This window comes from Enterobacter sp. MF024, from assembly GCF_005843915.1.
In the GTDB taxonomy this organism is placed as follows: domain Bacteria; phylum Pseudomonadota; class Gammaproteobacteria; order Enterobacterales; family Enterobacteriaceae; genus Enterobacter; species Enterobacter barmai.
Map to the genome: position 1 here is coordinate 24,971 of NZ_VCBB01000021.1, position 8,438 is coordinate 33,408.

Consider the following 8,438-nt stretch of genomic DNA (forward strand, 5'->3'; position numbering starts at 1 on the left):
CATTAGCCCCCAAGTTTAGATTTATCGCGCACTGCGCCTTTATCTGCACTGGTGGCGAGGGTAGCGTAAGCGCGCAGGGCGAAGGAGACTTCACGCTGACGATCTTTCGGCGTCCAGGCTTTATCCCCACGCGCTTCCTGTGCTTCGCGGCGGGCTGCAATTTCCTGGTCGCTCAGCTTCAGCTGAATACCGCGATTCGGAATGTCGATTTCGATCAGGTCGCCGTCTTCGATGATCGCGATGTTGCCGCCGCTTGCCGCTTCCGGCGAAACGTGGCCGATAGAGAGACCGGATGTGCCGCCTGAGAAACGACCGTCGGTGATCAGCGCGCAGGCTTTACCCAGACCCATCGATTTCAGGAAGGTGGTCGGGTAGAGCATCTCCTGCATGCCTGGCCCGCCTTTCGGCCCTTCGTAGCGGATCACCACGACGTCGCCCTCAACCACTTTGCCGCCGAGGATCGCTTCTACCGCGTCGTCCTGGCTTTCATAGACTTTAGCCGGGCCGGTAAATTTCAGGATGCTGTCATCCACGCCTGCGGTTTTAACGATACAGCCGTTTTCCGCGAAGTTGCCATACAGAACCGCCAGGCCGCCATCTTTGCTGTAGGCATTTTCCAGCGAGCGGATACAGCCTTCAGCGCGATCGTCATCCAGGGTGTCCCAGCGACAATCCTGCGAGAACGCCTGGGTGGTACGGATACCGGCAGGACCCGCGCGGAACATTTTTTTGACGGCTTCGTCTTTGGTCAGCATCACGTCGTACTGATCCAGCGACTGCGGCAGCGTCAGGCCCAGCACGTTTTTCACGTCACGGTTCATTAGCCCGGCGCGGTCCAGCTCGCCGAGGATCCCCAGCACGCCACCGGCGCGGTGAACATCTTCCATGTGGTATTTCTGCGTGCTTGGCGCAACCTTACACAGCTGCGGCACTTTGCGGGAGAGCTTGTCGATATCACTCATGGTGAAATCGATCTCTGCTTCTTGCGCAGCAGCCAGCAGGTGCAGAACGGTGTTAGTGGAACCGCCCATGGCGATATCCAGGGTCATGGCGTTCTCAAATGCCGCTTTGCTGGCAATATTGCGCGGCAGTGCGCTGGCATCGTCCTGCTCGTAGTAGCGCTTGGTCAGCTCAACGATGCGTTTACCGGCGTTGAGGAACAGCTGTTTACGATCGGCGTGGGTCGCCAGCAGCGAGCCGTTGCCCGGCTGAGACAGGCCCAGCGCTTCGGTCAGGCAGTTCATCGAGTTGGCGGTGAACATACCGGAACAGGAGCCGCAGGTCGGGCAGGCTGAACGCTCAACCTGATCGCTCTGCTCGTCGGAAACTTTCGGGTCAGCGCCCTGAATCATCGCATCGACCAGGTCGAGCTTGATGATTTTGTCGGAGAGCTTGGTTTTACCTGCTTCCATTGGGCCGCCGGAAACGAAGATCACCGGAATGTTCAGGCGCAGGGAGGCCATCAGCATCCCCGGGGTGATTTTGTCGCAGTTGGAGATACAGACCATGGCATCGGCGCAGTGGGCATTGACCATGTACTCCACCGAGTCGGCAATCAGCTCGCGCGACGGCAATGAATAAAGCATGCCCCCGTGCCCCATCGCGATCCCGTCATCCACGGCGATGGTGTTGAACTCTTTCGCCACGCCGCCGGAGGCTTCAATCTGCTCGGCAACCAGCTTCCCGAGATCGCGCAGGTGCACGTGGCCCGGCACAAACTGGGTAAAAGAGTTGACCACGGCAATAATCGGTTTCCCGAAATCGGCGTCGGTCATTCCGGTGGCGCGCCACAGCGCGCGGGCACCCGCCATATTGCGGCCGTGAGTGGTGGTGGCGGAACGGTACTTAGGCATGCGTTATTTACTCCCGTCTATCTGGTAAATGGGACGGTACGTGCCGTCCCATATTTATGCTTATGGATTAACCTGATCCAACCAACCCCATTTATCTTCGGTTTCACCGGTAAAGAGGCCAAAGAAAGCTTCCTGGATACGTTTGGTGACCGGACCACGGCGGCCTTCGCCTACCTGGATACCGTCAACGCTGCGTACCGGGGTGATCTCAGCTGCCGTGCCGGACATGAATACTTCATCGGCCAGATACAGAGATTCACGGGACAGCACCTGCTCACGAACTTCAATGCCCAGATCCTGCGCCAGCTTGATGATGGCGTCACGGGTGATACCCGGCAGGGCGGAAGAGGTGAACGGTGGGGTAAACAGGATGCCGTCTTTCACTTCGAACAGGTTTTCACCCGCACCTTCAGAGATATAGCCGTTCACATCCAGGGCGATACCTTCCTGATAGCCATGGCGACGTGCTTCGCTGCCAACCAGCAGGGAGGAAAGGTAGTTACCGCCCGCTTTGGCTGCGGTTGGGATGGTGTTTGGCGCCACACGGTTCCAGGAGGAGACCATTGCGTCGATCCCCTGTTCCAGCGCTTCTGCGCCCAGGTATGCCCCCCACGGGAACGCGGCGATGATCACATCGGTGGTGTAACCGGCTGGCGGGTTCACGCCCATGCCCACATCACCCACGAACACCAGCGGGCGAATATAGGCGCTGGTCAGGTTGTTTTTGCGCAGTACCGCGCGACAGGCTTCCATCAGCTCGTCGACGCTCTGAGAAACCGGGAAACGATAAATTTTGGCTGAATCACGCAGACGCTGCATGTGTTCACGATGACGGAACACCACCGGGCCTTTGTGTGAGTCGTAGCAACGGATACCTTCAAAGACAGAAGTACCGTAGTGAAGCGCGTGGGACATCACGTGGACTTTAGCGTCCTCCCAGCGAATCATCTCACCATTGGACCAAATGAAGTCAGCTTTTTTCGTCGTCATTTTTCTTCCTTTGCGCTCAGGCGCGGATTTGTTGTGTTTGTGATGAAGCGGCACGCTGCTGGATATCAACCCGAGCGACGTCGACAAGTTTGCTCAACTGGCTAAACAGTAAGTCGACGGGGCGCTGGCTGGCAACGGTCAATTCAATATTTATGTTCTGTGCATCGGTGGCGGTTTCCATGTTCATTGAACAGATCTGGAACCCACGATGGCGCACCACGCGCAATACACGTTCTAACGTTTCCGGGTTGAAGCGAGCCTGCACGGCGACCTGATGTTGCATCATGATAATTTCTCCAGCATTTGTGAGTTACTGGCGCCGGGCGGCACCAACGGCCAGACATTCTCAAGCTCGTCGATTGAGACATGAAGCAGGTAAGGCCCCTTGCTTGACAGCATTTCATCAAGTGCCGCTTCAACCTGGTCTTTACGGGTGATGTGCTGGCCAGGAATGCCGAAGGCGCTGGCCAGAACGAGGAAATCGGGGTTATCGGTCAGGGTGGTTTCGCTGTAACGCTCCTGGAAAAAGAGCTGTTGCCACTGGCGAACCATGCCCAAACGTTGGTTGTCCAGCAGCACGATCTTCACCGGCAACTGCTTACGCTTGATGGTGCCGAGCTCCTGCACGTTCATCATGAAAGAGCCGTCACCGGAGATACAGATGACCGTATCGTCCGGGCGCGCTACCTGTGCCCCAACGGCGGCAGGCAGACCAAAGCCCATCGTGCCTAAGCCACTGGAAGTGATGAAGTTTTCCGGACGCGTGTAGGTCATGTGCTGGGCTGACCACATCTGGTGTTGGCCCACATCGGTGGTTACTACGCTGTCAGCAGGTTTACGATCTGACAGCTGCTTCAGCAGCAACGGCGCATAGATGGCGTCGCCCGGATGGTCGTAGCGCCAGGCATGTTCGCGGCGCATCTCTGCCGCATGCTGGCGCCAGGCGTCGATAGTTAATGGCTGCTGTAACGCAGGCAGCAGCGCATTGAGATCGCCCTGCAGAGCCACGTGCGCCTGACGGAGTTTGTTCATTTCTGCCGGGTCGATATCCATATGGATAACTTTGGCATTCGGCGCGAAGGTGTTCAGCTTGCCGGTAACGCGATCGTCGAAGCGTGCGCCCACAGCGATCAGCAGATCACACTCCTGCACCGCGAGGTTAGCGGCTTTGGTGCCGTGCATTCCCAGCATGCCCAGATAGTACGGGTAATCGGCATCCACTGCGCCCAGCCCTTTCAGCGTGCAGGTCGCAGGCATTTGGGTTACTGCGATAAATTCACGCAGGGCCGGAACGGCCTGCGCCATCCCCACGCCGCCGCCAACATACAGAATGGGCTTTTGCGCATGGGCCAGCATCTGATATGCCTCTTGTACTTCGGCATGTGGGAAGTCATCTGCGTCTTCAACGGTGGAGAAGTGAGGCTCCAGTTCACCCAGCGCCACCTGAATATCTTTTGGAATATCAACCAGAACCGGGCCAGGACGGCCTGAGTTTGCCACCTCAAATGCCTCTGCCATTACGCGGGGCAACTCTTCCAGCGACTGGACGAGGAAGCTGTGTTTAGTACACGCCAGTGACAAACCGAGAACGTCCACTTCCTGAAAAGCATCGGTGCCGATGAAGGGAGAAGCCACCTGACCGGTGATGGCTACAACGGGAACAGAATCAAGCAGTGCATCAGCCAGACCGGTGATCAGATTGGTTGCGCCCGGGCCAGAGGTCGCCATACAGACGCCCGTTTTACCCGTAGCACGCGCATAGCCAATGGCCGCCATCGCCGCACCCTGCTCGTGTCGGCACAACAGATGTTCCACGCCGCCGTCATACAGAGCATCGTAAATCGGCATAATTGCGCCACCCGGGTAACCGAATACTGTCTCGACTCCCTGCGCTCGCAACGCATGTACTACCCACTGTGCGCCATTCATAGTTAGTTCCCCGTCGTAAATCGGGAGAAACAGAATTTTATGCTACTACTCATCGTCTGCTCCTCGCTTATGTTTTAAGGTCATAAAAAAACCCCCGGACCTTTCGGTGCGGGGGTCTTAGTTCGTTAAGGCTTGATTATTAAGCCTTTCCTCGTCCAAGTGCAGCCCCGCACGGTGGGATAATAATCACCACCACGCTAATCACGACCAGGCTAATCACTAGTAGAAGGGCTGTCATTTGCTGTTCTTTTTGCATCTTGTTCGAAGGAATACCTAAAGAGTTATCACAGATACTGAATGAAACACAACATTTTTTTATAAATGATTTTATTATGAGGCTAATAGTTTAGATAAAAATCATTGTTTTTTATGATAAAAATAGAAAATGAATTATTTTCATTTTTTTCATGCGCAGCAACGGTCAGAAGGCATCCTTATCACCTTTTGCGAGCCGAATTCCATGACAATGAAAATATTGCAATCTGAGGTGAGTTTTCAGGAACATACCGCGTAAAAACACGATTTGCCGATAAAAATTGCGATACACAAATGACATAGTGACTCATCAAGGAGGCCATATATGTCATTGTCGGTTGTCTATACCCGCGCTGCGTTAGGCGTAAAAGCGCCGCTTATTTCCGTTGAAGTTCATCTCAGTAATGGCCTGCCTGGCTTAACGCTGGTCGGCTTGCCCGAAACCACCGTCAAGGAAGCCAGAGACCGGGTACGCAGCGCGATCATCAATAGCGGCTACACCTTTCCGGCCAAAAAGATCACTATTAATCTGGCACCTGCCGATCTCCCCAAGGAAGGGGGAAGATACGACTTACCTATCGCCATTGCGCTTCTCGCAGCCTCTGAGCAACTCTCCTCCTCGAGGATAAGTGCATATGAGTTTGTGGGGGAACTGGCGCTTACAGGAGCATTAAGAGGGGTTCCTGGCGCGATATCTGGTGCTCTGGCGGCTATACGCGCTGGTAGAGAGATTATAGTTGCCAGAGATAATGCTGCCGAAGTTAGCCTTATCGAAGAAAAAGGCTGTCTGGTGGCAGAACATCTGCAGGAGGTTTGTGCCTTTCTGGAAGGGCGTCATGAGCTGGCAGCGCCCGCTGGTGAGCCTTTCGTTGCAGAGCATAACGATTGTGACATCAGCGATATCATCGGTCAGGAACAGGGTAAAAGGGCGCTGGAGATCACCGCTGCCGGTGCGCATAACCTGCTGCTTATTGGTCCACCCGGCACCGGCAAGACCATGCTCGCGAGCCGGCTTAACACCCTGCTTCCGCCGCTCAGCAACCATGAGGCGCTGGAGAGCGCTGCGATCGTGAGTCTGGTTAGCGCCACATCCATGTATAAGCAGTGGCGCCAGCGCCCCTTTCGCGCACCGCATCATAGCGCCTCGCTGGTGGCGATGGTGGGCGGAGGCGCTATCCCCGGCCCGGGAGAAATCTCGCTGGCGCATAATGGTATCCTCTTTCTGGATGAGCTCCCCGAGTTTGAACGCCGCGTGCTGGATGCTTTACGCGAGCCCATCGAATCCGGTCAAATCAATATCTCCCGTACGCGCGCCAAGATCAGCTACCCGGCGCGCTTCCAGCTTATCGCCGCCATGAATCCCAGTCCGACAGGGCACTATCAGGGCAATCATAATCGCTGCACGCCCGAACAGACGCTTCGCTATCTTGGGCGCTTATCGGGCCCGTTCCTCGATCGTTTTGATTTATCGCTTGAGATCCCTCTCCCGCCGCCAGGCTTATTAAGTCAGGCGCATAAAACGGGAGAATCCAGCCTCACCGTACGAAACAGAGTGATCGCTGCGCAGGAAAGACAGCTGGCGCGACAGAATAAACGCAATGCACATCTGGATAACGCGGAGATCCGCACCTTTTGCCAGCTAACCGCAGATGACGCGCTGTGGCTGGAGGAGACACTGACCCGCTTCGGCCTGTCCGTGCGTGCCTGGCAGCGGTTATTAAAGGTTGCGCGTACGATTGCCGATCTTGAAGAGTGTGAGAAGATTGAACGCAGGCACCTGCAGGAGGCCCTGAGCTATCGGGCTATTGACCGTCTGCTGTTGCATCTGCAGAAGATGCTGACATAAAAAAAGGGGCCGTAGCCCCTTCTTTTTAATCGTCTGAATCGGTGTAGTCTTCTGCACCTTCCATCTGTGGCTTACCACCAGACAGAGTATGGAAACGCTTTGGACGCTTAATACGCGCCATATACTTGATCCATACGCGCTCCGCTTCCGTTACCGGCTCACGTTCACCACGGCAGACGGCAACAAAAGATTTTTCGTCTTCAGTGGAGGGTTCACGTTTCCCCAAATCCAGTTCATTGAAGGCATAACCGTGGCGCTCAAGCAGTTGTGCTTCTTTGATGGTGAAATCACCGTGGCGAGAAAATCCGCGTGGATAATTTTTATTGTCGAAAAAACGATTAGTCGTCGTAAAGCTTTCCGCCATCCTACACGCTCCTATATCTTTGGCCGAGCTATTTATGGCGCGGAGTATTAGTTACGCTTGACAGAGCGTCCAACAAAACATTTAAATCATTACGACAAATAATTTTGCGGAGAAAGCCGTGGATACGGAATTGCTAAAAACTTTCCTCGAAGTGAGCAGAACTCGCCACTTTGGGCGCGCCGCAGAAGCGCTTTATCTGACGCAATCGGCAGTGAGCTTTCGTATTCGACAGCTTGAAAATCAGCTCGGCGTGAACCTTTTTACCCGTCATCGCAACAACATACGCTTAACGCCAGCGGGAGAGAAACTTCTGCCCTATGCAGAAACGCTGATGAACACCTGGCAAGCCGCGCGCAAAGAGGTTGCCCATACCTCAAAGCATAATGAGTTTTCTATCGGAGCCAGCGCCTCGCTATGGGAGTGCATGCTCAGCCCATGGCTTAGTCGATTGTATCGCTCTTATGGCCACTTACAGTTTGAGGCGCGTATTGCGCAACGGCAGTCGCTGGTTAAGCAGCTGCATGAAAGACAACTGGATCTGCTGATCACGACAGAAGCACCGAAGATGGATGAATTCAGTAGCCAGGTCCTCGGGCAATTTAGCCTTGGGCTGTATGCGGCTGAACCCTCAGCTATCAAAAGCGATCTGAATTATCTGCGCCTTGAATGGGGTCCCGATTTCCAGCCGCACGAGGCAGGTCTGATTGCGACTGATGATGTGCCGGTGCTGACTACCAGTTCTGCAGAAATAGCATGCCAACAACTCGCAGCACTCAAAGGTTGCACCTGGTTGCCGCAATGCTGGGCAAGTAATAAACAGGGTTTGTATACGGTGACAGATTCAGCCCTGCTTCAGAGACCGCTTTATGCCATCTGGCTTCAGAACAGTGACAAGCAAGTGCAAATCAAAGATCTGCTAAAAATCAGTGTGATGGAGTAATTGAGCCGGTTGCAGGGACGCAATTAAGGCTTAGAGAGGAGAAAGTGGGATTTATTGCAGGCAAAAAAAATCCTTCGCCGAAGCAAAGGATCCTTTATATGGCAGGGGCGGAGAGACTCGAACTCGCGACACCCGGTTTTGGAGACCGGTGCTCTACCAACTGAGCTACGCCCCTAAATTTCTTACTACTAAGCCTGCTAATGTAGCAGGCTTAGTTTAAATAAGTGGCGGAACGGACGGGACTCGAACCCGCGACCCCCT

Annotated in this window: 9 protein-coding genes and 1 tRNA gene; 2 read left to right on the forward strand and 8 right to left on the reverse strand. The window is 54.7% G+C overall.

The window, feature by feature from the left end; translation table 11 throughout:
- Positions 1 to 2 precede the first annotated feature (2 nt).
- From ilvD to ilvL, 6 genes are all read right to left on the reverse strand, one after another.
- A complete protein-coding gene (ilvD, locus tag FFB58_RS21855) occupies positions 3 to 1,853 on the reverse strand; it encodes a dihydroxy-acid dehydratase (protein ID WP_039031241.1) in 1,851 nt (616 codons plus the stop codon).
- A gap of 60 nt (positions 1,854 to 1,913) precedes the next feature.
- On the reverse strand, positions 1,914 to 2,843 hold the full coding sequence (gene ilvE, locus FFB58_RS21860; RefSeq protein ID WP_039031242.1) for a branched-chain-amino-acid transaminase: 930 nt from the start codon (positions 2,841 to 2,843) through the stop codon (positions 1,914 to 1,916).
- A gap of 16 nt (positions 2,844 to 2,859) precedes the next feature.
- On the reverse strand, positions 2,860 to 3,129 hold the full coding sequence (gene ilvM, locus FFB58_RS21865; RefSeq protein ID WP_039031243.1) for an acetolactate synthase 2 small subunit: 270 nt from the start codon (positions 3,127 to 3,129) through the stop codon (positions 2,860 to 2,862).
- The gene (gene ilvG / locus FFB58_RS21870) at positions 3,126 to 4,772 is read right to left on the reverse strand and encodes an acetolactate synthase 2 catalytic subunit (RefSeq protein WP_039031244.1); all 1,647 of its coding nucleotides are present in this window, start codon (positions 4,770 to 4,772) and stop codon (positions 3,126 to 3,128) included. Before ilvG ends, ilvM begins: the two co-directional genes overlap by 4 nt.
- A gap of 2 nt (positions 4,773 to 4,774) precedes the next feature.
- Complete coding sequence (gene ilvX / locus FFB58_RS23180; protein WP_205735748.1) at positions 4,775 to 4,825, reverse strand: peptide IlvX; 51 nt, start codon at positions 4,823 to 4,825, stop codon at positions 4,775 to 4,777.
- 86 nt (positions 4,826 to 4,911) lie between these two features.
- Positions 4,912 to 5,010 (reverse strand): ilv operon leader peptide, encoded by a 99-nt coding sequence (gene ilvL / locus FFB58_RS21875; protein WP_023620831.1) that lies wholly within the window; start codon positions 5,008 to 5,010, stop codon positions 4,912 to 4,914.
- Positions 5,011 to 5,352: 342 nt separating this feature from the next.
- On the opposite strand from ilvL, the gene FFB58_RS21880 reads away from it, so the two are divergent.
- The gene (locus FFB58_RS21880) at positions 5,353 to 6,873 is read left to right on the forward strand and encodes a YifB family Mg chelatase-like AAA ATPase (RefSeq protein ID WP_138370988.1); all 1,521 of its coding nucleotides are present in this window, start codon (positions 5,353 to 5,355) and stop codon (positions 6,871 to 6,873) included.
- A gap of 25 nt (positions 6,874 to 6,898) precedes the next feature.
- Here the strand turns inward: FFB58_RS21880 and FFB58_RS21885 are convergent, their stop codons facing one another.
- Complete coding sequence (locus FFB58_RS21885) at positions 6,899 to 7,237, reverse strand: DUF413 domain-containing protein (protein WP_039031246.1); 339 nt, start codon at positions 7,235 to 7,237, stop codon at positions 6,899 to 6,901.
- A gap of 118 nt (positions 7,238 to 7,355) precedes the next feature.
- Between FFB58_RS21885 and hdfR the strand changes: the two genes are divergently transcribed.
- The gene (gene hdfR, locus FFB58_RS21890; RefSeq protein WP_039031247.1) at positions 7,356 to 8,177 is read left to right on the forward strand and encodes an HTH-type transcriptional regulator HdfR; all 822 of its coding nucleotides are present in this window, start codon (positions 7,356 to 7,358) and stop codon (positions 8,175 to 8,177) included.
- A 99-nt stretch (positions 8,178 to 8,276) separates the two neighbouring features.
- Here the strand turns inward: hdfR and FFB58_RS21895 are convergent.
- Positions 8,277 to 8,352 (reverse strand) — tRNA-Trp (locus FFB58_RS21895).
- Positions 8,353 to 8,438 lie beyond the last annotated feature (86 nt).